General features: G+C 77.2%; 21 protein-coding genes. 11 read left to right on the top strand and 10 right to left on the bottom strand.

Annotated features, from left to right (window positions below; translation table 11 throughout):
• The first annotated feature begins 47 nt into the window (after positions 1 to 47).
• Positions 48 to 719 (top strand): HNH endonuclease family protein, encoded by a 672-nt coding sequence (locus J0910_RS18235; protein ID WP_420159740.1) that lies wholly within the window; start codon positions 48 to 50, stop codon positions 717 to 719.
• Positions 720 to 829: 110 nt separating this feature from the next.
• On the opposite strand, the gene J0910_RS18230 is transcribed toward J0910_RS18235, so the two are convergent.
• Positions 830 to 1429 (bottom strand): snapalysin family zinc-dependent metalloprotease, encoded by a 600-nt coding sequence (locus J0910_RS18230; protein WP_420159739.1) that lies wholly within the window; start codon positions 1427 to 1429, stop codon positions 830 to 832.
• Positions 1430 to 1848: 419 nt separating this feature from the next.
• Positions 1849 to 2631, bottom strand: a complete 783-nt coding sequence (locus J0910_RS18225) for a helical backbone metal receptor (protein WP_420159738.1) — start codon at positions 2629 to 2631, stop codon at positions 1849 to 1851.
• Positions 2632 to 2760: 129 nt separating this feature from the next.
• On the opposite strand from J0910_RS18225, the gene J0910_RS18220 reads away from it, so the two are divergent.
• Complete coding sequence (locus J0910_RS18220; protein WP_420159737.1) at positions 2761 to 3957, top strand: ADP-ribosylglycohydrolase family protein; 1197 nt, start codon at positions 2761 to 2763, stop codon at positions 3955 to 3957.
• 453 nt (positions 3958 to 4410) lie between these two features.
• Here the strand turns inward: J0910_RS18220 and J0910_RS18215 are convergent, their stop codons facing one another.
• Positions 4411 to 5394, bottom strand: a complete 984-nt coding sequence (locus J0910_RS18215) for an Acg family FMN-binding oxidoreductase (protein WP_420159736.1) — start codon at positions 5392 to 5394, stop codon at positions 4411 to 4413.
• A gap of 220 nt (positions 5395 to 5614) precedes the next feature.
• Here J0910_RS18215 and J0910_RS18210 point away from each other — a divergent pair, with 220 nt between their 5' ends.
• Both J0910_RS18210 and J0910_RS18205 read left to right on the top strand, forming a co-directional pair.
• Complete coding sequence (locus J0910_RS18210; RefSeq protein WP_420159735.1) at positions 5615 to 6811, top strand: FAD-dependent oxidoreductase; 1197 nt, start codon at positions 5615 to 5617, stop codon at positions 6809 to 6811.
• A gap of 99 nt (positions 6812 to 6910) precedes the next feature.
• On the top strand, positions 6911 to 7192 hold the full coding sequence (locus tag J0910_RS18205) for a hypothetical protein (protein WP_420159734.1): 282 nt from the start codon (positions 6911 to 6913) through the stop codon (positions 7190 to 7192).
• Between the two features lie 97 nt (positions 7193 to 7289).
• On the opposite strand, the gene J0910_RS18200 is transcribed toward J0910_RS18205, so the two are convergent.
• Positions 7290 to 7904 (bottom strand): helix-turn-helix domain-containing protein, encoded by a 615-nt coding sequence (locus J0910_RS18200; RefSeq protein ID WP_420159733.1) that lies wholly within the window; start codon positions 7902 to 7904, stop codon positions 7290 to 7292.
• Positions 7905 to 7985: 81 nt separating this feature from the next.
• Between J0910_RS18200 and J0910_RS18195 the strand changes: the two genes are divergently transcribed.
• The 4 genes from J0910_RS18195 to J0910_RS18180 all read left to right on the top strand — a co-directional run bounded on the left by J0910_RS18195 (position 7986) and on the right by J0910_RS18180 (position 13185).
• Positions 7986 to 9146 carry an aminotransferase class I/II-fold pyridoxal phosphate-dependent enzyme gene (locus J0910_RS18195; RefSeq protein WP_420159732.1) on the top strand — a complete coding sequence of 387 codons (1161 nt, stop codon included), beginning with the start codon at positions 7986 to 7988 and terminating at the stop codon, positions 9144 to 9146.
• 1656 nt (positions 9147 to 10802) lie between these two features.
• A complete protein-coding gene (locus tag J0910_RS18190; protein ID WP_420159731.1) occupies positions 10803 to 11081 on the top strand; it encodes a hypothetical protein in 279 nt (92 codons plus the stop codon).
• Positions 11082 to 11231: 150 nt separating this feature from the next.
• Entirely contained in the window at positions 11232 to 12728 is a 1497-nt protein-coding gene (locus tag J0910_RS18185; RefSeq protein WP_420159730.1) for a carboxyl transferase domain-containing protein, read from the top strand.
• A gap of 106 nt (positions 12729 to 12834) precedes the next feature.
• Entirely contained in the window at positions 12835 to 13185 is a 351-nt protein-coding gene (locus tag J0910_RS18180; RefSeq protein ID WP_420159729.1) for a DUF4333 domain-containing protein, read from the top strand.
• 46 nt (positions 13186 to 13231) lie between these two features.
• Here J0910_RS18180 and J0910_RS18175 read toward each other — a convergent pair whose 3' ends face one another.
• Complete coding sequence (locus J0910_RS18175; protein ID WP_420159728.1) at positions 13232 to 13720, bottom strand: winged helix-turn-helix transcriptional regulator; 489 nt, start codon at positions 13718 to 13720, stop codon at positions 13232 to 13234.
• A 162-nt stretch (positions 13721 to 13882) separates the two neighbouring features.
• Between J0910_RS18175 and J0910_RS18170 the strand changes: the two genes are divergently transcribed.
• On the top strand, positions 13883 to 15052 hold the full coding sequence (locus tag J0910_RS18170; protein WP_420159727.1) for a thiolase family protein: 1170 nt from the start codon (positions 13883 to 13885) through the stop codon (positions 15050 to 15052).
• A gap of 189 nt (positions 15053 to 15241) precedes the next feature.
• Entirely contained in the window at positions 15242 to 15769 is a 528-nt protein-coding gene (locus J0910_RS18165; protein ID WP_420159726.1) for a hypothetical protein, read from the top strand.
• Here the strand turns inward: J0910_RS18165 and J0910_RS18160 are convergent.
• Positions 15766 to 16059 carry a hypothetical protein gene (locus J0910_RS18160; RefSeq protein ID WP_420159725.1) on the bottom strand — a complete coding sequence of 98 codons (294 nt, stop codon included), beginning with the start codon at positions 16057 to 16059 and terminating at the stop codon, positions 15766 to 15768. The genes J0910_RS18165 and J0910_RS18160 overlap by 4 nt on opposite strands.
• Positions 16060 to 16591: 532 nt before the next feature.
• Between J0910_RS18160 and J0910_RS18155 the strand changes: the two genes are divergently transcribed.
• Complete coding sequence (locus J0910_RS18155) at positions 16592 to 17242, top strand: hypothetical protein (RefSeq protein WP_420159724.1); 651 nt, start codon at positions 16592 to 16594, stop codon at positions 17240 to 17242.
• 133 nt (positions 17243 to 17375) lie between these two features.
• Here the strand turns inward: J0910_RS18155 and J0910_RS18150 are convergent, their stop codons facing one another.
• The 4 genes from J0910_RS18150 to J0910_RS18135 all read right to left on the bottom strand — a co-directional run bounded on the left by J0910_RS18150 (position 17376) and on the right by J0910_RS18135 (position 22208).
• Positions 17376 to 19070 carry an adenine deaminase C-terminal domain-containing protein gene (locus J0910_RS18150; protein WP_420159723.1) on the bottom strand — a complete coding sequence of 565 codons (1695 nt, stop codon included), beginning with the start codon at positions 19068 to 19070 and terminating at the stop codon, positions 17376 to 17378.
• Positions 19071 to 19171: 101 nt separating this feature from the next.
• Positions 19172 to 20143 carry a nucleoside hydrolase gene (locus J0910_RS18145; RefSeq protein ID WP_420159722.1) on the bottom strand — a complete coding sequence of 324 codons (972 nt, stop codon included), beginning with the start codon at positions 20141 to 20143 and terminating at the stop codon, positions 19172 to 19174.
• The gene (locus J0910_RS18140) at positions 20140 to 21189 is read right to left on the bottom strand and encodes an ABC transporter substrate-binding protein (RefSeq protein ID WP_420159721.1); all 1050 of its coding nucleotides are present in this window, start codon (positions 21187 to 21189) and stop codon (positions 20140 to 20142) included. Before J0910_RS18140 ends, J0910_RS18145 begins: the two co-directional genes overlap by 4 nt.
• Entirely contained in the window at positions 21186 to 22208 is a 1023-nt protein-coding gene (locus J0910_RS18135) for an ABC transporter ATP-binding protein (protein ID WP_420159720.1), read from the bottom strand. Before J0910_RS18135 ends, J0910_RS18140 begins: the two co-directional genes overlap by 4 nt.
• Positions 22209 to 22212: the final 4 nt, after the last annotated feature.

Raw genomic sequence — 22212 nt, 5'->3', positions numbered from 1 at the left:
CCTCGAAGGTGCCGGAGAACCCGCTCTATCCGGAGAAACGGAGCACCATGCCCTACCGAACCCCCCGATTCCCCCGCACCCTCCTCGGCGGAGCCGCCGCCGTCCTGCTCGCCGCCGCCGGCCTGGCCGCGTTCGCCTCCCCGGCCGGGGCCGGGGTCCAGGCGGCCTCGCTCCCGCCGGGCATCCCCTCCACCGCCGACGCGCGCACGCAGCTCGCCGGGCTCGACGTCCGCGAGGAGTCGGAGTCCTCCCCCTACGACCGCTCGCTCTTCCCGCACTGGAACGCCGTCGAGGGCAACTGCAACGCCCGCGAGTACGTGCTGCGCCGGGACGGCGACGGGGTCGAGGTCGACGACGCCTGCCGCGCGGTGGCCGGCAGCTGGTTCAGTGAGTTCGACGGCGTCACCGCGGACGACGCCTCCGACATCCAGATCGACCACATGGTCGCGCTGAAGGAGGCGTGGCGCTCCGGGGCCGACTCGTGGAGCTCGGCCAAGCGGACCTCCTTCGCCAACAACGTCGAGGGGCCGCTGCTGTGGGCGGTCACCGGCTCCAGCAACCAGTCCAAGGGAGACAAGGACCCCTCGGACTGGATGCCCCCGCGGGCCGAGTCGCACTGCGACTACGCCAAGGCCTGGATCAACTCCAAGCACCGCTACGACCTGGCCGTCGACGATGCGGAGAAGAGCGCCCTGGAGGGCGTGCTGAACGGCTGCTGACGGACCGGCGCCGCCCCGGGCGGGCGGCGCGGAGCGCCCCGCCGGCCACCGGGCCGGCGGGGCGCCGCCGTCTCATCGGGGCCCGGTACCGGGCCCGGTGCGGGAACCGGTCAGGGGGCGTCGACCAGCACCCGGCCGTCGGCGGGCAGCTCGCTCGCGGCCCCGGAGCCGTACAGCCGCTCCACCCGGGCGCGCTCCTGGGCGTCCGGCGTGGCGTTGGTGCAGCCGACCCCTCCGCTCGCCCCGGACATCAGCTGCGAGCACGGGCCGGGCTTGGTGTCGGGGAGGCCGAGGCTGTGCCCCATCTCGTGGGCGGCGATCCGGGTGGGGTCGTGGCCCTCCCGGACGGCCTGGCGGCCGAACTCGATCCAGACCGACCCGCCGGGCCGCACCGGGCCGAGCACCGCCTGGGGCCACCCGTCGGTGGCGATGACGGTGATCTCCGCGTGCTCCCCGGGCCCGGCGGGGACCAGCTCGACGTTGTCCACGGAGGCGTTCCACGACTCGGCGCCGGCCGCCACGGCGTCCTTGAACTCGCCGGCGCGGCTGTCGTCGTAGCGGAGCGTGGTCTGCTGGACCGCGGCGTCGTCCTGGGCCCGCGGCTGCGGGGCCGACGTCGCCGCCCCGGCCGCGGCGGGCGCGGCGACCGAGAGCAGGCAGGCGGCGGCCGCCGTGGTGAGCAGGGAGAGCAGGGGGGACTTTCGCAGCATGCGCATCTCCTTCTGAGCGGGGGCGAAGAGGTCGCACTGCGGGTGCCCGGCGAGGGCTGCGCCGAGTGTACGCAGCACCGCGCACGGTAACAAGGGGTGTGCGGTGCGAATAATCGCGCCGTTTCCGGACACGACCCCGCCGCGGGCCCGCCCGCCCCCGGACCGGTGCCCTCAGACCGGCGGAGGAAGGGGAGGGCCGGGCCGGCGCCGCTCCCGCCGTCCCCTTCGACCGGGGCGGTGCCGCGCGGCCGGACCGGGGCCGCCGGCGGCAAGCCGCCGGGGTGAGCCCGGGGCGGCGGGCGCACACCTTTCGGGAGCCGCGCCGTCCCCGGATCGGTGCCGCGCCGTGCGCGCACGCTCCGGCCGGGACCGGTCGGCCTGCGCGGTGCGCCCGGGGACGGAGGACGGCCGCCGTCCGGTCAGCGGGGCGGCGGGGCGAGCGCCTCCGCCAGCCGGGACCGGGCCGCGACCAGGGACGGGCCGTACCAGGTGAGGTCGCGGCCGGAGAGCAGGACCACCGGGATCCCGGGGAACGCCTCCGGGCCGTCGTCCGCGGTGAACCGGTACGGCTCGTCGGGCAGCAGCACCGCGTCGGGGGAGCGCGCGGCGATGCCCGCCGGGTCCGTCGCCGGGTAGCGGGCCTCACCGCCGAACACGTTGGCCGCGCCCAGCCGGGCCAGCACGTCCCCGGCGAAGGTCCCGCCCCCGACCACCATCCACGGGTCCCGCCAGATCGGCACCGCCACCCGCAGCCGCGACGCCGGGACCGGGCCGCCCCAGGCCGCCGCGGCCCCGGCCAGCCACCCCGGCTCCGGCAGCCCGCACACCTCGACCAGCAGGCGGCGCAGCGAGCGCAGCGCCCCCGGGACCGTTCCCACGTCGGTCACCCACACCGGGACCCCGGCCCGCTCCAACTCCGCGACGTGCCGTTCGCGGTTCTCCTCCTTGTTGGCGACGACCAGGTCGGGGGCGATCTCCGCGATCCGCTGCAGGTGCGGGTTCTTCGTCCCGCGCAGCCGCTCCGCGGCCAGGCCGGGCGGGTGGGCGCACCACTTCGTGCACCCGACCAGGAGCCCCGGTCCGGTCTCGGCGATCGCCTCGGTCAGCGACGGCACCAGCGAGACCACCCGCCGCACCCGGCGGGGCAGCCGAACGGCCCGCCCCAGGTCGTCGCGGAGCACGCGCGCACCGGACCGGACCATGCCGCCTCCTCCCGGGAACCGCCCCGGCCCCACCCTGCCACCGGGCGGCGGCCGCCGGAACCCGGTTGCGCCCGGGGCGGGCGGCGAGCAGGATCGGGGCGCACACGGCCCCGACCGGACAGGAGCGCCATGCCCGGCCACGACTCCCGGCTCAGACCCGACCGAGTGGCCGGCTGCCTGCTCGGCGGCGCCATCGGCGACGCGCTCGGCGCCCCGCTGGAGGCGATGGCGCTGGCGGAGATCCGAGAGCGGTACGGCCCCGAAGGGCTCACCGACCGGACCTTGATCGAACAGAGCAGCGGAGCCGGCGGCGCCCTGCAGATCAGCGAGGAGACCCAGCTGGCGCTGCTCACCGCGAACGGGCTGATCCAAGGATCGGTCCGGGCCCGCAGCAGGGGCATCGGCGGAGCCACCCTCGGTATCATCCAGGCCTCCTACATCACCTGGCTGAAGCGGATGGACCGCACCGAGGACGGGGACTCCGGCCACTCCTCGCTCGGCATCGGCCTCGGGCTGCTGGGCGACCCGGCGCTGGCGGGACCCGCCCGAGCCGGCCGCTCCACCACGGAGGCCCTGCGCAAGGCCGCCGCCCGGGAGAAGCCGGGGTGGCCGCTGGGCACCCTGGAGGAGCCGATCAACTCCTCCAAGGGCTCCGGCGGTGTGGTCCGCGCGGCGGCCTGCGGCACCGCCCACTCCCGGGAGGCCGCCTTCGAGCTGGGGTGCCGGACCGCCGCGCTGACCCACGGCGACCCCGGCGGCCACCTCCCCGCGGGCACGCTGGCCGCCGCCGTCTGGTCGCTGCTGCGCGGCGCCGACCTGGAGACCGCGCTGGAAGGCGCCCGCGCCGAGCTGGCGGAGCACAAGGGCCGCAAGGAGACGGAGCGGGCACTGAACGCCGCGGTCCGGCTGGCCGCGAAGGGCGCCCCCTCCCCGGAGCGGGTGGAGAGCCTCGGCGGCGGGTGGACCGGCCCGGAGGCGCTGGCCGTCGCGGTGTACGCGGCGCTCGCCGCGGAGCGGCTCCAGGCCGAGAGGCAGGCGGACCGGCCCTGGTCGGGGCGGTGGCGGACGGTCGGCGGCCCGGGGCTGCTGCTCGCCGTCAACCACTCCGGGGACAGCGACGCCACCGGCGCGCTCTGCGGCAACCTCATCGGCGCCCGCCACGGCACCCTCGCCTTCCCCGGACTGTGGCAGTCGGAGCTGGACGCCCGCGGGGCGGTGCTGCGCCTCGCCGCCGACCTCTCACTGGAGTCCGGCCCCGACGCACCGAGCGACCCCCGCTGGGGCGAGCCGCCGATGTCCTGGGTGATGCGCTACCCGGAGGCGTGATCCCGGCCGGCGGGCGGGGAGGCGGCCGTGCACCCGCGGAGCCGCCTCCCCGGCGCCGTCCGCCGCCCCTTCCCCGATCGGATCCTGCGTCGGCGCCCGCCCGGTTCCGGCTGCGCCGGACGGCTCGGAAGGGGGGCCGGAACCCGGCTCCGCCCCCGGTCTCCCGTGGCCGCTCCGGCCGTCGGCGGACCAGGCCGGGCCGCGCGCCGGGACCGGGTGGGGCGGACATGGGCGCCGCCGTTCGGACGGGGGAGACCGGGCCGCCGGGGCGCGGGGCGGCGGCAGCGCCGCGCCACCGCGTCCGGCCGTTCGCCGCGACGCGCCCGAGAAGCCGGCGACCGCCGTACCGCCCTGCAGGCTCCGGTCCCGCCCCCGTGGACACCGGCGCGGGGTGCCTCGGCCCCGGCCGCCCTAGGAGCGGCCGCCGGTGCCGGGGCGTGCCCGGGGCGGGCGTCAGGCGATGCCGGCCACGCCCTCCTCCGCCTCCCGGTCGGCGGGCCCCTCCGGGGCCGGGCGGCCCAGGCGGAGCAGCATCTGCGGGTGCTCGGCGGCGCAGAACCGCTCGGTGATGAACGCGCGGAGCAGCGGCTCCTCCAGCGGCTGGGTGTGGAACGCCGCGGCGTACCCGGCGTCGGCGGCCGCCAGCAGGAGGCGGTGGAGCGCCTGGCCCGCGGCGAGGTGCGAGGCGCGGTCATCGGAGGCGGTGGCCAGCAGGGCGACCGTCCCGACCTCGGTGCCCCGCGCCTCCCGGAGCCCGGCGACCCGGCCGTGCCCGTAGTCGCGCCCGGGGAACGGCGGTGCCCCGGCGCCCGGCGCGGGGAAGTCCTCGGCGTGCACCCCCTCCGGGGCGGGGTCGCCCTGCGCCCGCACCCACCGGTCCTGCTCCTCGGTCCCGGCCCGCTCGACGCGGTGCAGGTGCTCCGCCGCGGCGACCAGGCCGGACAGCGAGCGCACCCGGTCCGGGTCGGTGACCGGGCGCAGCGCCGCCCCCTCCAGCGCGGCCGCGTCCCCGAGCCCGCGCAGTACGGCCGCGTCGGACAGCGGCCGCTCGAACAGGCCGCGGTGGGTGCGCCTGCGCTCGATCGCGGCGTAGAGCCGCCGGTCGGTCGAACCGGGCTCGGCCTCGCCCGCGGAGGTGATCTCGGCGAGCAGCGCGGGCCGGTCCGGATCGGGCAGCGTCCGCACCTCAGGGCGCACGCCCAGCGCGCGCAGCGCCACCCGGATGCCGTACAGGGCGGCGCCGCAGCTCAGCACGAGCTCCCGGGCCTGCGGGTCGGCGACGCCGAGCCGCTTGTCCGGGTCGGCGCCGAGCGTGATCCGGTCCCCGTCGCCGCCGATGATCCACGGCCGGGAACCGAGCACCGACGGGGCGCGGCCGCCCGCCGCCCGGGCCGTCGCGAACGCCTCGTGCAGCGGGATGTGTGATCTGCGCGTCATCGCCCCTCGCCTCCGCCCGCGCCGCCACTTGCGGGAGAACCCCTGTTCAGCAGGGTAGACGCGGGGCGTGCGGGCGGGCGAGGGAACGCGCGGTGCGCCGCCGCGCGGAACGGCCGCCGCCGCGGGGCGTCACATCCCGCCGGGCCCGCGTGTCACCTCTGCGCGGGCGGGTCACCGGACCCGCGCGCAGAGCCCGAACCAGGACGAAGGAGGCCGGGACATGCAGGAGATCACGGTGGTCGGCGGCGGGATCGCCGGGCTGGCGGCGGCGATCGAGGCGGCCGAGGGCGGCGCCCGGGTGACGCTGCACGAGGCGCACGGCGAACCGGGCGGCCGGGGCAGGGCGATCGGAGGCCCCTACACCGCGCACGAGGGGCCGCACGTCTTCTACGCGGACGGCCCGCACTGGACCTGGCTGAAGGAGCGCGGACTCACCGGCCGCCTCGCGCTGCCGCCGCTCCGCGCCGGGCTGCGCGCCGGCTTCCGGCACCGGGGGCGGTTCACCCGGATCCCGCCCGCCGGGTTCCTGCGGATGGCGGCCGACCGGAACCGGACCGCCCCGGTCGACGAGGACTTCCGCGGCTGGGCCGGGCGGCACTACGGAGAGCAGGCGGCGGAGGCCGCGGCGAACGCGGTCGGGGTCGTCACCTACGTCGCCGACACCGGCCGGCTCTCCGCGGCCTACGTGTGGAACCTCTTCGGCCGGATCTTCGGGCCGAGGGTCCCCGCGGTCCGCTGGGCGGTCGGCGGCTGGCAGGCGGTGGTCGACCGGATGGTCCGGCACGCCCGGGACGCCGGGGTGCGCATCGAGACCGGCTCGCGGGTCACCGAGCCGCCGGAGGCCCCGGTGATCGTGGCCACCGAGCTGTCCTCGGCGCGCGCCCTGCTCGGCGACCCCTCCCTGGAGTGGGAGAGCGGGTACTGCGTGCTGCTCGACATCGCGGTCCGCCCGGACCGGCGGGACTCCTTCGTCATGTTCGACCTGGACGAGGGGGGCTTCCACGAGAGCTACTCGATGCAGGACCCGACGGTGAGCCCCGCCGGGGAGACGCTGTTCCAGCTGGACATGCCGGTGCGCGAGGGGGAGGGGCACGCGGAGGCGCACGCCCGGCTGCGCCGGCTCGCGGAGACGGCCCTGCCCGGCTGGGAGGAGCGGGCCGCTTGGCGGCGGACCGGGACCGCGCGCGGCCGCACCGGCGCGCTCGACCTGCCCGGCACCACCTGGCGGGACCGCCCGGCCATCGTCCGCGGCGACGGCGTCTTCCTCGCCGGGGACATGGTGGCCGCCCCCGGCATGCGCGGGGAGATCTCCCTCAACAGCGGCGTGGCCGCCGCCCGGGCCGCGCTGCACTCCCTGGGCCTCAGCGGCGACCCGGGCCCGGCGTCCCGGTTCGGCGCCCGGCCGCTCCGCCGCTGACCCGTACCGCCGCCGGGGCCGGGCGGGGGCGGAACCGTCCGGGGCCGGGCGGAGTCCCATCCGGGAGACGGCGAGGCGACGCGGAGGAGAGGAGCGCCGGTGAACGCAGCCGAAGGCCGCTGGGGGATCCTGATCGAGGAGAGCGCCGGCGGTTACCGGGGCCGCATGGCCAACGACCCGGCGGAGGCCCCGGCGTACCCGACGCGGGACATCGCGCGCCAGGCCGCCTACGCCACGGCCCGGGAGTACATGCCGCGCCACCCCTCCGCGCCGCAGCGGCGCACCGTCCTCCGCCGCAGCCCGGACGAGTACACGGTGATCGTGAAAGGCATGATCGAGACGCACTACTACCACGTGAGCGTGGTCGAGATCCTGACCTGATCCGGCTTCGCCCGGGCCCCGGCCCGCCCGCGGCCGCCGGACCCGCGGCGCCCCGCACGAGGCGGGGCGCGGCGGCGGCCGCCGGGCACCGGCCGGGTCAGCCGGTGCGGGGGCCGAGGTGGACGACGCGGGTGAAGGCCGTGGGGGCCTCGCCGGCGGGGGCGTAGGCGTAGTCGCGGTCGCTGGACAGGCGGGCCGAGGTGCCCGCCGGGAGTTCCGCGGTGCCGCCGGCGGTGTGCAGCGCCAGGATGCCGGAGGTGACCAGGATGAGTTCCTGGGAGCCGGGCGGGTCGGGGCGGGCGGTGTAGCGTTCGCCCGGGTGCAGCGTCCACTCCCACAGCTCGGGGCCGCCGCCCGCCGCGGCGATGTGCAGCAGGGCCCGGCCGCCCGCCGGGCCGCGCCAGACCTCGACCGGGTCGGCGGAGACCTGCACCGGGGCGTCGTCCCGGGGCGCGGTGAGCGCGGCGAAGTCGGTTCTCAGGGCCCGTGCGATCTTGTCCACGGTGACCAGGCTGGGGTTGGCGGCGCCCTGCTCGATCAGGGTCAGCATGCGCCGGCTGATCCCGGCCCGCTCGGCGAGGGCCTGCACGGTCAGCTCCGCTCCGCGCCGGCGGCGGCGCACCTCCGCACCGATCCGCTCCAGGAAGCGGGCGCCGGGCCCGCCCGGGTCCTGCCCCGCCCCGTCGTGTCCCGCGCCGCCCTGCGTTGACATCGCACCTCCCGTTATGAGCAATATATTGAACATTATGTGCAATGGGGTCCCGGTGTCGAGTCCGCCGGCCGGGAGCCCGCGATGAGAACGATGACGGAGCCCGCCATGCCCGCAGCCCGCTTCACCCCCTTCGAACTGGAGGAGTGGCAGTCCCGCTACGAGACCACCGTCCGCCGCAACCTGGCCGACAGCGGCTGCCACCCGCTCACCCTCGGCGAACTGCTCGGCCCGGACCCCGCCGCGGCGGACCGGCTGCTCGCCGCCGACCTGCACTACCCGCCGGTCGGCGGCACCGCGGAGCTGCGCGCCCTCATTGCCGGCCTGCACCGCGCCGAGGCGGAGAACGTCCTGGTCACCGTCGGTGCGGCGGAGGCGAACGCGATCACCGTGGCCTCCCTGGTCGGTCCCGGCGACCACGTCGTGGTGATGGAGCCCGGATACCGGCAGGTGCGCGGCAGCGCCCTGAACGCCGGCGCCGAGGTGGACGCCCTCCCACTCGACCCCGACCGGGGATGGCGCCCCGACCTGGACGAACTCGACCGGGTGCTGCGCCCGGACACCCGCCTCATCGCGGTCGCCAACCCGAACAACCCGACCGGCACCGTCCTCACCGAGCGGGAGATGGACGCGATCACCGCCGCCGCCGAGCGCACCGGGGCCTGGATCCTCGCCGACGAGGTCTACCGGGGCACCGAGCGGCTGACCGACGAGGTCACCCCGAGCTTCTGGGGGCGCTGCCCCAGGACGGTCTGCGTGGGCAGCCTGTCCAAGGCGTTCGGCCTGCCCGGCCTGCGGCTGGGCTGGCTGGTCGCACCGCCCGGGGTGATGCAGGAGGCCTGGCGGCGGCACGAGTACGCGGCGATCTCCACCGGGACGCTCTCCATGCACCTGGCCGAGGCGGCCCTGGCCCCGGGCGACCGGGAGCGCCTGCTCGCCCGGAACCGCGGCCTGATCCGGGACGGCTACGCCCGGCTCAAGGCCTGGGTCGACGGCTCCGGCGGCCTGCTGTCCATCGTGGAACCGCAGGCCACCGCGCTCGGCTTCGTCCGCTACCGGCTGCCGCTGCCCAGTGTCGAGGTGGCCCACGCGCTGCGCACCGAAGGCGGCGTGCTGGTCGCCCCGGGCGCCCACTTCGGCGTCGAGCACCACCTCCGGATCACCCACGGCCTCCTTCCCGAGGAGCTGGACGACGCCCTGGCCTCGATCGGGCGGGTGCTGGAGGACCTCGCCGCGCGGGACTGACGCGCGGGACCGAACCGGGGCCGCCCCGCTCTACCGCCCCCGTCCGGGGCTGAGGCTCAAACCGGTGGCGACGGCGGAGGAGGGGGCGGGGCGGAGGCGGTCGCCCGGGCGCGGCGCCCCACGGGGCCGGGGGCAAACCGGCGGCGAGGGCGGAGGAAAGGGGCGGTGCCGGGCGCCCCGGCCGGGCTCGGCATCTCGCGGGGCGAAGGTTCAAGCGGGCGGCGACGGCACCGGCAGGGGCGGTGCCGGGCGCCTCACCCGGGCGCGGCGCCCCACGGGGCTGGGGTTCAGACCGGCGGCGAGGGCGGAGGAAAGGGGCGGGGCCGGGCGCCCCGGCCGGGCTCGGCATCTCGCGGGGCGAAGGTTCAAGCGGGCGGCGACGGCACCGGCAGGGGCGGTGCCGGGCGCCTCACCCGGGCGCGGCGCCCCACGGGGCCGGGGTTCAGGCGGGCGGCGAGGGCAGAGGCGTCCCGGCTGGTCGGTCGGGCGCGGCGTCTCGCGGGGTGGGGGTTGAGGCGGGCGGGAGCGCGGTCGTGGCGGGCGAGAGGGCGGGATCGCCGCGCCCGCGTCGCCCCGGCGGCGGGGCGGGCCGCACGGAGGCCACTGCCACCCGCCTGACCTAGGTAAACACGGACAGTGATGGCAATGGGGGGGCGGCCTGCGCACCGCGAGAGCACCCCGGTGATTCCTGGGTGCGCATCCCGGGCCGGATCGGGCCTCAGCAGCCCCGAATGGCCCTGATCGGGCCGGTGGTCGGGGGGTTCGAGCCGCCCGCAGGACCGGGAACCGAAGGGGCGGAGGCCGAGAAGGACAGGGGCGGGGGCGAGATGGCGCATTCGCCTCCCGAGAGGCTCCACTTTCGCCACTCTGAGTAACCAGCGAGGGGGTGGCGGGGCCTCAAGGCCGACTACTCGCTGGTAGATGTCATTCGACCTGTCGCGGAGGTGCGCAGGGCGCGCCGCTCTCGCCCGATCCCCGCCGCAAACCCGACGTGTGGGGCATGGCTCCCCGGTCGGTGCGGGCGGGCCCACCCCGCCCTCGCCCGAGCGCCGCCTCCTCCCGCCGGAAGCGCTGGCCGGACCGGTGAACGCGGCGCCCGTCCACTCCCGCCTTCGCTGCCCGTTCGAACCCTCGCCCCGCGAGGTGCCGCGCCCGGATGAGGCGCCCCGGCCCCCTCCCCGTCCTCGCCGCCCGCTTGCGCCCCGCTCCGTGGGATGCCGCGCTCGGGCGAGAGCTGTACTCCGTCCCTGCCTGCGCCGTCGCCGCCTGCTTGAACCTTCGCTCCGTGCGGCGCCGCGCCCGGGTGGGAACCTTCGCTCTGTCCCCGCCTGCGCCGTCGCCGCCCGTCTGAACCCCGGCTCTGTGCGGCGCCGCGCCCAGATGGGGCGCCGCCCCGCTCCCTCCCGGCTCCGTGGGACGCCGCTTCATCGTCGGTCTCGGCGTTGTCGACCGGCCGCCGACGCGGGACCGGTCGACAACGCCGAGGCCACCGGACCCGGGCCGGGCGGCGGGGCGGCCGCTGCGCGCGGCCCGGATTCCTCTACGATGACCTGCACGGCGCACAAGGCCATGCCCTCGCCGACCGCCGCCGACACCTAGGAGAACCCCTTCGGGAACGGCGCGACCAGGACCGTCCGACGACCCTGCGGAGCCCCGATGAGGACGCACACCCCGGAATCCTTCACCCGCGCCGTGGTGCGCAGGGAGGCCGAGAAGCGGGGCATCGCCGTCGACTGGTCGGCCCCGGTCCCCGAGGAGGTCCCCGAAGGGCTCCGGCACGCCGCCTTCAAGGTCGCCGAGCGCGGCTGGTGCGTCTGGGCGACCCTCTCCCCGGACCCGGCGGTGCTCCCCTCGGAACGCGACTTCCACCCGCTGGACCGGGTCGGCGACGCCTGGGAGGCGGCCGGCTGGAACGGCGTCCGGCTGAAGCGCTGACCCCGGCCGGCGGCCGGGAGCGGAGTCCCGGGAGCAGGGCCCGCGGAGGCCGGCGGGCCCCGCGCGCACCCGGCCGCGGGGCGGCGTGCGACCCTGGGGCGCAACGGAAGCGGCCCGCCCGATGGCCCTGATCATCCCCTGGAGGAAGCCGTGGCCGCCAGGTACAGCGCGCGCGAGCTGCTGGAGCGGACCCTGGACCCCGGATCGTTCACCTCCTGGGACACCGCCCCGGTGGACACGGCCCCCGGCCCCGGCTACGCCGCCGAACTGGCGCGGGCCCGGGAGCGCAGCGGCTGCGACGAGTCGGTGCTGACCGGGGAGGGACTGCTCCGCGGGCGCCGGGTCGCCGTTCTGGCCTGCGAGTTCTCCTTCCTGGCCGGGTCGATCGGGGTGGCCGCCGCAGAGCGGCTGACCGCCGCGGTGGAGCGGGCCACCGCCGAGCGGCTCCCCCTGCTGGCCGCCCCCGCCTCGGGCGGCACCCGGATGCAGGAGGGCACCGTCGCCTTCCTGTCCATGGTCAAGATCTCCACCGCGATCACCGCGCACAAGGCGGCCGGCCTGCCCTACCTGGTCTACCTGCGCCACCCCACCACCGGCGGGGTGCTGGCCTCGTGGGGGTCGCTGGGCCACGTCACGGTGGCCGAGCCGGGCGCGCTCATCGGCTTCCTCGGCCCGCGCGTCTACGAGGCGCTGTACGGCAGGCCGTTCCCCGAAGGCGTCCAGCGCGCCGAGAACCTGTACCGGCACGGCCTGGTCGACGCCGTGCTGGCGCCCGAGGAGCTGCCCGGCATCGCCGAGCGCGCGTTCAACGTGCTGCTCGCCCGGGGCGAGGACCGGCCCGCCCCGCCCCCGCCGGCCGCGGAGCCGGCCCCGGAGGGCCCGGTCTGGGACTCGGTGCTGCGGTCCCGCCGCGCCGACCGGCCCGGCGTGCGCAGGCTGCTCCGGACCGCCGCCACCGACGTCGTCCCGCTCAACGGGACCGGCGAGGGCGAGGCCGACCCCGGCCTGCTGCTGGCGCTCGCCCGGTTCGGCGGCGCGCCCTGCGTGCTGCTCGGCCAGGACCGGGCCCGGCAGAGCGCGGAGCACCCGATGGGGGCGGCCGGGCTGCGCGAGGCCCGGCGCGGCATGCGGCTCGCCGCAGAGCTGGACCTGCCCCTGGTCACCGTCATCGACACCCCCGGTGCGGCGCTGTCCAAGGAGGCGGAGGAGCAGGGCATGGCCGGCCAGATCGCCCGCTGCCTCGCCGAACTGGCCACCCTGGAGGCGCCCACCGTCGCCGTCCTGCTCGGCCAGGGCGCCGGCGGCGGCGCGCTGGCGCTGGCCCCCGCCGACCGGGTGCTGTGCGCGCGGCACGCCTGGCTCTCCCCGCTGCCGCCGGAGGGGGCCAGCGCGATCGTGCACCGCACCACCGGGCGCGCCGGGGAACTGGCCGAGCTGCAGGGCATCGGCGCGGCCGGCCTGCTCGCCGCCGGCGTGGTCGACCGGATCGTCGCCGAGCGCGGCGACGCGGCCGACGAACCGGAGGCGTTCTGCGGCCGGATGGGCGAGGCGATCGCCCGCGAGCTGGTCGCCCTGCCCGCCCTGGACCCCGCCGAGCGCCTGGCCGCGCGCACCGCCCGCTACCGGCGCCTGGGCCTGCCGGACTGAGCCGGCCCCGGCCCGGGACCGCACCCGGCCGGGCGGGAACCATCCGGCGCCCCCGGTCGTCCCACCTTTCGAGACGGGCCACGTATTCCGCGAACAGGGGACGAGCATGCGGCTGACACGGCGGAACCGGACGATCGTCGCGGGGGCGGGCGCGGGGGCGGCGGTGCTGCTCGCCGCGGGCTGCGCGGTGGAGTTCAACGTCGAGGGGGTGCCCCAGGAAGAGGTGGTCGAGCGGGCCACCCAGGTCCTGGAGGAGGAGCTCGGCGGCGCGGTCGAGGACTTCAGCTGTCCCGGTGAGCTCCCCGCCCAGGAGGGCGAGTCGATGCGCTGCGAGCTCACCGCCGGAGGGCAGACCGTCGGGGTCACCCTCACCACCACCAAGGTGAACGGCTCCGACGTCGACTTCGACGTCAAGGTCGACGCGGACCTCTCCGAGCTGGTGGAGGGCTCCGGCTGACCCCGGCGGGCGCCCCCGGGGCCGCCCGCCGGGCCCGGTGCGGGGATCAGTCCCGCCGGCGGCGGCGCTCGCCGGGGACGACGCGCAGCCGCTCGGCGGGGCGCTCGCGGCCGTCGGGGCCGACGAAGGCGACCCGGACCGGCTCGCCGGTGGCGTCGTCGACCAGGTCGAGCGGGCCGCCGTCGGGCTGCAGGTGGGCGTCGCCCCAGGCCATCAGGGCGAGCACCGGGGGAACGAGGTCGCGCCCCGCGTCGGTGAGGACGTACTCGTAGCGGGTCCGGCTGCCCGGCTCCTTGTAGGGCTCCCGGCGGAGCAGGCCCGCCTCGGTGAGCCCCTTGAGGCGGGCGGCCGCGACCGCCTCGGTGACGCCGACCCGCCGCACGAACATCTCGAAGCGGCGGACGCCGTAGAACGCCTCGCGGAGGATCAGGAAGGACGAGTGCGGGCCGATCGCGGCCAGCGCCTTGGCGATGGAGCAGTCCCGGGGCCGCCAGGTCCGCAGGTCGGCCAGGGCGGGGTCCAGCTTGATCGTCATGGCCCCAGGGTAGCGCTCACTTGACATCGCCATAGGCAGCTCCGTAGGTTCTGACTATGCAAATCCATAGTCAGCTTGCGGCCGGCGGATCCGCGGGATCCGACCCGCGGCGGCCCGGGGCCGGCGGGCCGCGCCGCACCCCCGGCGACAGGAGGGACCCCCATGCGTGAGGCCGTCATCGTGGACGCGGTGCGCACCCCCATCGGCAAGGGAAGGCCCGGCGGGGCGCTGCACGAGGTGAACGCCGTCGACCTGCTGGCGCACGTCCTCGCGGCGACCGTCGAGCGCACCGGCATCGACCCCGCCGAGATCGACGACGTGATCGGCGGGACCGTCACCCAGGTCGGTGAGCAGGCCGCCAATATCACCCGCCGGGCGCTGCTCGCCGCCGGCTACCCCGAATCGGTCCCGGCCGCCACCGTCGACCGCCAGTGCGGCAGCAGCCAGCAGGCGGTGCACTTCGCCGCGCAGGGCGTGATCGCCGGGGCCTACGACGTCGCCGTCGCGGCCGGGGTGGAGTCGATGGGGCGGGTGCCGATGGGCGCGAACCTGGCCGGCTCGGCGGACCCGCTGGGCGAGGGGTACCGCGAGCGCTACCCCGAAGGGCACGTCGGCCAGGGCGTCGCCGCCGAGCTCATCGCCGCCCGCTGGGGCCTCTCCCGGCGGCGGATGGACGAGTACGCGCTGGCCAGCCACGCGCGCGCGGCGCGGGCCACCCGGGACGGGGCCTTCGGCGCCCAGCTCGCCCCGATCGCCGGGCTCACCCGCGACGAGGGCATCCGGGAGGGGAGCACCCCGGAGGCCATGGCCGGGCTCCGCCCCGCCTACCACGACCCGGGCACCGCCGCCCGCTTCCCCCAGATCACCTGGGACGTCACCGCGGGCAACTCCAGCCCGCTGAGCGACGGCGCCGCAGCGGTGCTGGTGATGAGCGGGGAGAAGGCCGAGAGCCTCGGACTGGTCCCGCTGGCCCGGCTGCACGCCTTCGCCGTCGCCGCCGACGACCCGCTCTACATGCTCACCGCGGTCGTCCCGGCCACCCGGAAGGTGCTGCGGCGGGCCGGCCTGTCCATGGACGACATCGACCTCTTCGAGATCAACGAGGCCTACGCCTCGGTCGTGCTGGCCTGGGCCGAGGAGACCGGAGCCGACCTGGACCGGGTCAACGCCGACGGCGGCGCGATCGCGCTGGGCCACCCGCTCGGCGCCAGCGGCGCCCGGCTGATGACCACCCTGGTGCACGCCCTGCACGCGCGCGGCGCCCGGTTCGGCCTGCAGGCCATGTGCGAGGCCGGCGGCCTCTCCAACGCGACCGTCGTCGAGCGCCTCTGACACCCCGCCCCGGCGGCGGGCGCGGCGGGCCGGGGAGGCGGGGCGCGACGCCCTCCGGCCCGCTCCCGGTGGCGCCCCGCCGGCGGCGGGGCCCGTTCACCCGCCCCCGGACAGAGGGCGCCGCAGGGGCTCCGGAGAATGGGGGAGAAGGGGAGACCGGAGCGGAAGAAGCGGAAGGGGACGGGGAGAATGCCGGAGGCGGTCGAGGCGGGCCTGGTGGAGAAGACGACGGCCGCGTGGAAGGCGGCGGGGGAGCGGGGGGACGCGGCGGCCGCCACGGCCTGCCTGGCCGAAGGGGTGGAACTGATCTCGCCGCTGACCGCGCGGTTCCGGTTCCGCGGGCGGGAGCAGGTCGGCGAGGTGCTCACCGTGGCCTTCCAGGTGACCGACGGGATCAGCTACCACACCGAGGTCGGCGACGGGCGGACGCGCGCGGTGTTCTTCACCGCGAGCTGCCGCGGCCTCGGGTTCGAGGAGGCGCAGCTCCTGCGGTTCGACGGCGACGGCCTGATCCGCGAGATCACCATGTTCGGCAGGCCGCTGCCCGGCGTCACCGCGGTGATGGCGGCCCTCGGCCCCCGGCTGGTCAAGCGGCAGGGGCGGGCGCTGCTCTCCGCGGTGACCGGGGCGGCGGTCCGGCCGCTGGCGGCGATGGTCCGGGCCGGCGACCGCCTCCTGGTCCCCCTGGCCGACCCGGAGCGGGCCCGGAGGCGCTAGCTGCGCGACCGGCGTCGGTCGGTGGCGGTCCGGGGTCCGGTCTTTCGCGGCAGCCGCTCGAACGGTGTCCGCCCGCCCAGGCCCCCGTGCGGGCGGTGGAAGCCGTAGCGGCCCTCCCATTCCCGCGGCTTGTCGCCGAACACCTCGGCGCCGTCGGCGGGCACGCCGTCCAAAAGGCGGTGGAACTCCTCGGCGTCGATGCGGTGGGGGCGTTCCGCCTTGCCGTCGAACCTCGGGGCGGCCGGGCGGATGCAGGCAGGGCCGATGCCCCGGTCCGGGACTGCGCTCACCGCAGAGGCCAGGTACGGCCCGGCGGCGATCCGACGGCAGGAGGGGGCCTCCGACACAGGTGCGGATCGTCGGGATCGGCGCCTGAAGAAGGTCGGGAGACCCTCCGCGGCCCGCACCGCCCATGCCGGCGCCGAGGTCGCTCCCGCAGGACGCCTGGCCCGCCGCGTGGTCGATGGCCGCTGCGCCGGGCCGCCGAACGCTTCCAGGCCGCGGCCACCGCCGCCCGGCGGCTCCGGGGCGGCCGGCGGACCGGTGGGAGGGGCGGTCACCGCCCTCCCCCGGCGCCGGCCCCGGTGTCGCCTCCCGACAGGCCCCCGCGTCGGGGCCCGACACCGAAGGCAACGTTCCGGGACGCCCTTCCCCGCCCCGGGTGGAGGCAGGGGCGGGAGGACCGGCCGGTCGCGGCCTCCGGCGCCCCCGTCCGCGCGCCGGGCGCGGCCGAATCGCGGGCGGCGGACGGTCAGAGCGCCGGTGAGATGTCGGTACGATTCCGGTCTACCGAACGAATCCCCCGGATCTGAAAGATTTGGCATGCCCTCCGTGTCGCGGCTGTTCCTCCCCCTCCTGCTCCTCCCCGCGGCCGCCGGCTGCTCCGCGGTCACCGGCGCGGTCGAGGAGGCCTCCCGGCCCCCGATCGAGGAGCCGGAGGACCTGGCGGTGCTCTGCGAGGACATCGGCTCCGGCTACGAGGGGGCGGCCGCCTACTCGGGCGATGGGCCGCACCCCGCGGTGATGTTCTTCTCCGGTCCGTCCGACGACACCGAGGAGGACCCCGGCTACCAGCTCGCGGCGCCCAACCCGGAGTCCGAGCCCGACGCGACCCCCATCGTCTCCTGGCACCCGGAGTCCCCGCAGCAGGCCTCGCTGCTGGTCTGCGCCGAGGCCGGGGAGCCCGGCGCGGAGCTGCGCACCTGCGAGTTCTCCGGTTCGGGCGGGTCCAAGATGTGGATGTCGCTGCGCGGCCGGGACTACGCCTTCACCGTGTACGAACTGGCCACCGGCGAGGTGGTGCACGAGACCGACTTCAGCGCCACCCTCGGCGTCTTCCCCGGCTCCGGGCTCGACAGCGACTGCCCGACCTGGGTGCAGGCGGAGAAGACCCCCACCGAGCTGTACGCCGCGCCCAGCGCCGCCGAGCTGCACGAGCTCCTCTCCGGCGTGGTCGAGGGCGCCGCCGGCTGACCGGGCCGCCCCGGCGCTCCCGGAGCGCCGGCTCCGGACCGCGCCGCCGCGGGGACCGGGAGGCCTCCCGCGGCGGCGCCGGAGGGAAGGGGCCGGTCCCTGCCGGAGGACGGGGCCGGCAGGGACCGGCCGGTCAGCGGGCCGTCGCCGGCTCCCAGGCGCGGTCCACCACCCGGACCAGGCCCTTGTCGGTGATCTTGACGCTGGGCGAGACCGCCAGGGTCAGCGTGGACAGGCTCATGAACGCGTTGCGGTTGCGCCACCCCCAGGCGGCGAGCTCGGCGCGGACCGCGCCGGCCGCCTCGGCGACCTCGGGCGCCGGGCGGTCCGACATCACCCCGCCCACCGGCAGCGGCAGCCCCGCACCCGGGCCGCCCTCGCGGACCACCCGCATCCCGCCGCCCCAGCCGACCACGTCGGCCGCCGCCGACAGCAGCGCCGCCTCCGACGTCGCCACCGCGGTCAGGTTGTGGCTGTCGTGCGCGTAGGTGGTGGCGAACGCGCCGCGGCCCAGCTCCTGGCCGACCACCGGGGCGAACGAGACCCCGCCGCGGCCGGTGTGCCGCTCGAAGACCGCGACCACCGCGGTGCGGCCCTCCCACTGCACCGCGCCGCCGCGCACCGGCAGCACCACCTCGTCCGGCTCGGTGTAGGTGTCCACCTCGTTGACGCGCAGCGCGCGGAAGGCGTGCTCCCCGTCGGGCAGGTCGACCCGCCAGCGGGCGGCCTCGGCGCTCGGCGGGCCGATCCGCACCGAGCCGCCGAACGGGTTCCGGGGAGCCGGACCGGGCCCCTCCACCGGGGCGCCGTCCCGGCCCACGACCTCGCCGCCGGCGATCGCCAGCACCGGCGCCGGGTCGCCGAGCGAGCGGAGCAGCACCAGGTCGGCGCGCTTGCCCGGGGTCACCGAGCCGCGGTCGTCCAGCCCCAGCCGCCGGGCCGGCCGCAGGGTGAGGGCGCGCAGCACCGCCAGCGGCGGCAGCCCCCGCTCCAGCGCCACCGACGCCACCCGGTCCAGGTGCCCGGTGCGCAGCACCGCGTCCACCGCGATGTCATCGGTGACCAGGCAGAAGTCCGGCAGGTCCGGCAGCGCGAGCAGCGCGTCGACCACCTCGGGGGTCAGGCACTTCTCCTGCAGCATCAGCAGCATGCCCAGCCGGGCCTTCTCCACCGCCACCTCGGGGGTGTTCTTGCAGTGGTCGGAGTCGATCCCGGCCCACAGGTACTCGCCCAGCTCCGCGCCGGACAGGCCGGGGCAGTGCCCGTCCAGCCGGACGCCCCTGCGCCGGGCGGCGGCGATGATCGCGTGCATCCGCGGGTCGCCGGAGACCACCGCGCGGTAGTCCATCACCTCGCCCAGCGTGGTGACGCCCTCCCAGCCGAGCATCTCGTCGATGTCGGCCTCGTCCAGCCGGGCGCCCGCGGTCTCGAACCCGTCCAGCGCCGGCACGCAGGACGGCACCGCCCAGCGCATCGTCTGCCGGGTGCCGCGGCCCTGCCCGATCATCCACGCCTGGCCCTCGCGCCCGGCGACGTTGACGATCTCGTGCGCGTCGGCCAGCACCGTGGTGGTGCCTCGGGCCAGCGTGACCCGGGCGAACTCGGCCGGCGCCAGCAGCGAGCTCTCGATGTGCATGTGCGCGTCGATGTAGCCGGGGGCGACGATGAGCCCGTCGGCGTCGACCGCCTCCCGGGCCCGGACCGGCGCCCCCGGCGGCAGCACGGCGCGGATCGCGTCGCCGACCACGGCGACGTCGGCCCGCCACACCTCGCCGGTGTGCACGGACACCACGCTTCCCCCGCGGATGAGCAGGTCGGCGGTTTCCATCGGAGTCGTCTCCCCTTCCAGTGCGCGGCGGCCGTCCGCCCCCGCGCCGTCGTTCCGTCGTCGCCCCGTTCGCCGCCGCGGCCCGGACGCGGCGGACCGCCTCACCCCTGCCCCGGGCCGCCGGCGTAGCCGGCCAGCCGGTCGGCCAGCAGTGCGGCGAAGGCGTCGGCGTCCACCGTGCGGGCCACGGAGACGCGCCGCTCCCGGCCCGGGGTGCGCAGGTCGGCGACGAGCGCGCCGCGGGTGAGCTCGCCGGAGCACTCCACCGAGGCGGTGCCCTCCTCCCAGCCGAGCAGGCCCGGGTGGGAGACCGCGGCGACCGCGAGCGCGTCGTGCACCGGGACGGCGGGCACCCCGAACCGGTCCCGGTAGCGCAGGGCGAAGCCGCGCAGCAGCTCGCCGGCGGTCCCCGCGGTGCCCGGCAGCGCGGCCAGGCGCTCCGCGGCGGCCAGCGGGAACAGCGCGGCCCGGGTGACGTCCAGGCCGACGACGCGCACCGGGACCCCCGACTCCAGCACGTACCGGGCGGCCTCCGGGTCGGCGTGGAAGTTGAACTCCGCGGCCGGGGTGACGTTGCCCTGCACGAAGGCGGCGCCGCCCATCACCACGATCTCGCGCAGCGCCGGCCCGGCCTCCGGGTGCCGGGCGAGCATCGCCGCGACGTTGGACAGCGGCCCCACCGCCACCAGGGTCAGCCCGCCCGGCTCCTCCAGGGCCCGCTCGGCCAGCCAGTCCACCGCGTGCCCGGCGGAGAAGGGGCGCGGCGGTGCCTGCGGCACCAGCCCGCCCAGCCCCCCGGCGCCGTGCATCGGCTCGTCGCGGATGCGCGCGGCGCGGGCGATCGGCCCGGCCAGCCCGGAGACCAGCGGCAGGCCGGCCGGCGCCCCGGCCAGGTCCAGCACGTGCGCGGCGTTGCGGTCCACGTCGGCCAGGGACACGTTGCCGGCGACCGTGCTCACCCCGCGCACCTCCAGCTCCGGGGAGGCCAGCGCGAGCAGCAGCGCGACGGCGTCGTCCACGCCGGGGTCGCAGTCGACCGCGATCGGGACCGGGGGAGCGGCGGGGGCGCTCATCGGGCCACCTCCTCGGTGAAGCGGTCCAGCCAGGCCGACCGCTCCCGGGCGATCATCTCCAGGTCCCCCTGGTGGTACCCGCTGCCGGCCGGGTCGGAGGCCGCCTCGCCGGAGACCTCCTCCATCAGCGGTGTGGGCTCGGCCTCCACCGCGACCGGCTTGTCGTACATCGCCTCGGCGATGCCCTCCTGGACCTCGGGGCGGAGCAGGAAGTCGGCGAAGGCCAGCGCGCCGGCCTCGTTGGGCGCGCCCCGGACCACCTGGACGGTGTTGGCGGTCATCACCCGCCCCTCGTCGGGCACGGCGAACCCGACCGGCTGGCCGGCCTCCACCGAGCCCATCGCGAAGTTGTCCAGGCCCGGCGCCATCGCCACCTCGCCCCGCTCCAGCAGGCTGGTCAGCTCGGTGGAGCGGGTGTAGAACTGCAGCGCCCCCGGCCCGCGGACGGCCAGCGCCTCGAAGCCGGCGTCGGGGTCGGACGGCCCGGAGCCGTACCGCTCGCCGGCGGCCAGCACCAGCATCGGCCCGGCCGAGACCGAGATGTCGGGCAGCGCGTACCCGCCCGGCGCGGCGCCCAGGTCGTCCCAGGAGTCGGGCGGCTCCGGCACCATGTCGGTGCGGTAGAGCATGCCCAGCAGCTGGAAGGTGTAGGCGGGGCCGTAGCCCTCCGGGTCCGCCGCCCACGGCTGGATGCCCTCCATCGCGGGCACGTCGGCCGGGTCCACCTCGGCGAACAGGCCCATGTTCGCGCCGATCCGGGCGTAGTAGTCGGAGATCAGCACCACGTCGGTGTCGGGCGCCTCCTTGTTGATCCGCAGCTTGGTGAGGCGCCCGGCGTTGGTGCCGGTGTCCAGCACCACCTCGATGCCGGTCTCCTCCTCGAACGGCTCGCCGACGACCTCCATGAACTCCTCGGTGGCGAACGCGAAGGTGCTCACCACCAGCGTTCCGGTGTCGTCCTCGCGGACGGCGGCGCAGGAGGAGGCCGCCGAGGCCAGGGCCACCGCGCCGGCGAGCACCGCGGCGCCCCGCCCCGCGCGGCTCACCGTCCCTCCCCGGCGGGCAGCTCCACCAGACGGCGGGCGGGCAGCACGATCCGCACCCGGTCGCCGGGGCGCAGGTCGTCGGCGGGGTGCAGGCAGCGCACCGCGGCGCCGGGTCCCTCGGCTCCGTCGATCCCCGCCTCCACCAGGCAGCCGGCGCCCTGGTAGGTGACCGCGGCGACGGTGCCGTCCAGGCCGGTGTCGCCGCCGTCCTCGCGCTCCCCGGCGGGCAGCAGCCGCACATGCTCGGGGCGGATGGTGGCCGGGCCGCGCCCGGGAAGCTCGGGGAAGTTGTCGTAGCCGAGGAACTCCGCGACGAACCTGCTGGCCGGCCGGGGGAAGACGTCCCGGGGGGCGCCCTGCTGCTCCAGTCGGCCGCCGTTGAGGATGACCATGGTGTCCGACAGCTCCAGCGCCTCGTCCTGGTCGTGGGTGACCAGGATCGCGGTCAGCCCGGTCTCGCGCTGCACCTGCAGCAGCTCGCGGCGCATCTGCACGCGCAGCCGCGCGTCCAGGTTGGACAGCGGCTCGTCCAGCAGCAGCACCGAGGGGCGGATCGCCACCGCGCGGGCCAGCGCCACCCGCTGCTGCTGCCCGCCGGACAGCTCGGCGGGCTTGCGGCCGGCCGCGTGCGAGAGGCCGACCAGCTCCAGCGCCTGCCCGGCGCGCTCGCGCGCCTCGACGGCCGGGACTTTGCGGGCGCGCAGCCCGTAGCCCACGTTGTCCAGCAGCGTCATGTGCGGGAACAGCGCGTAGGACTGGAAGACCATGCCGATGTTGCGCTTCTCCGGCGGGGTGCGGGTGGCGTCGGCGCCCTCCAGCAGGATCCGGCCGGAGGTGGGGCGCAGGAACCCGGCGATCATCCGCAGCGTGGTGGTCTTCCCGCAGCCGCTGGGGCCGAGCAGGGTGGTGAACTCCCCTCGGCGCACGGACAGGTCCAGGTCGGCGACGGCGGTGGTGCCGGCGGTCCCCTTCGCGGCGAACCGGTGGCCGACGCGGTCGAGTTCGACGACGGGTGTCATGTCA

Source organism: Nocardiopsis oceanisediminis, from assembly GCF_048595525.1.
Taxonomy (GTDB): domain Bacteria; phylum Actinomycetota; class Actinomycetes; order Streptosporangiales; family Streptosporangiaceae; genus Nocardiopsis_A; species Nocardiopsis_A oceanisediminis.
Note: the sequence above shows the minus strand (reverse complement) of the source record. Positions and strands in the feature narration are given on the sequence as shown.

What these genes read in the sequence shown, in the direction of transcription:
- J0910_RS18190 (WP_420159731.1), top strand. Translation starts at nt 10,803, where the DNA reads ATGAGGACGCACACCCCGGAATCCTTCACCCGCGCCGTGGTGCGCAGG.
- J0910_RS18145 (WP_420159722.1), bottom strand. Translation starts at nt 20,143, where the DNA reads ATGAGCGCCCCCGCCGCTCCCCCGGTCCCGATCGCGGTCGACTGCGAC.
- J0910_RS18180 (WP_420159729.1), top strand. Translation starts at nt 12,835, where the DNA reads ATGCGGCTGACACGGCGGAACCGGACGATCGTCGCGGGGGCGGGCGCG.
- J0910_RS18155 (WP_420159724.1), top strand. Translation starts at nt 16,592, where the DNA reads ATGCCCTCCGTGTCGCGGCTGTTCCTCCCCCTCCTGCTCCTCCCCGCG.
- J0910_RS18200 (WP_420159733.1), bottom strand. Translation starts at nt 7,904, where the DNA reads ATGTCAACGCAGGGCGGCGCGGGACACGACGGGGCGGGGCAGGACCCG.
- J0910_RS18135 (WP_420159720.1), bottom strand. Translation starts at nt 22,208, where the DNA reads ATGACACCCGTCGTCGAACTCGACCGCGTCGGCCACCGGTTCGCCGCG.
- J0910_RS18225 (WP_420159738.1), bottom strand. Translation starts at nt 2,631, where the DNA reads ATGGTCCGGTCCGGTGCGCGCGTGCTCCGCGACGACCTGGGGCGGGCC.
- J0910_RS18235 (WP_420159740.1), top strand. Translation starts at nt 48, where the DNA reads ATGCCCTACCGAACCCCCCGATTCCCCCGCACCCTCCTCGGCGGAGCC.
- J0910_RS18210 (WP_420159735.1), top strand. Translation starts at nt 5,615, where the DNA reads ATGCAGGAGATCACGGTGGTCGGCGGCGGGATCGCCGGGCTGGCGGCG.
- J0910_RS18215 (WP_420159736.1), bottom strand. Translation starts at nt 5,394, where the DNA reads ATGACGCGCAGATCACACATCCCGCTGCACGAGGCGTTCGCGACGGCC.
- J0910_RS18150 (WP_420159723.1), bottom strand. Translation starts at nt 19,070, where the DNA reads ATGGAAACCGCCGACCTGCTCATCCGCGGGGGAAGCGTGGTGTCCGTG.
- J0910_RS18165 (WP_420159726.1), top strand. Translation starts at nt 15,242, where the DNA reads ATGCCGGAGGCGGTCGAGGCGGGCCTGGTGGAGAAGACGACGGCCGCG.
- J0910_RS18230 (WP_420159739.1), bottom strand. Translation starts at nt 1,429, where the DNA reads ATGCTGCGAAAGTCCCCCCTGCTCTCCCTGCTCACCACGGCGGCCGCC.
- J0910_RS18170 (WP_420159727.1), top strand. Translation starts at nt 13,883, where the DNA reads ATGCGTGAGGCCGTCATCGTGGACGCGGTGCGCACCCCCATCGGCAAG.
- J0910_RS18175 (WP_420159728.1), bottom strand. Translation starts at nt 13,720, where the DNA reads ATGACGATCAAGCTGGACCCCGCCCTGGCCGACCTGCGGACCTGGCGG.
- J0910_RS18220 (WP_420159737.1), top strand. Translation starts at nt 2,761, where the DNA reads ATGCCCGGCCACGACTCCCGGCTCAGACCCGACCGAGTGGCCGGCTGC.
- J0910_RS18195 (WP_420159732.1), top strand. Translation starts at nt 7,986, where the DNA reads ATGAGAACGATGACGGAGCCCGCCATGCCCGCAGCCCGCTTCACCCCC.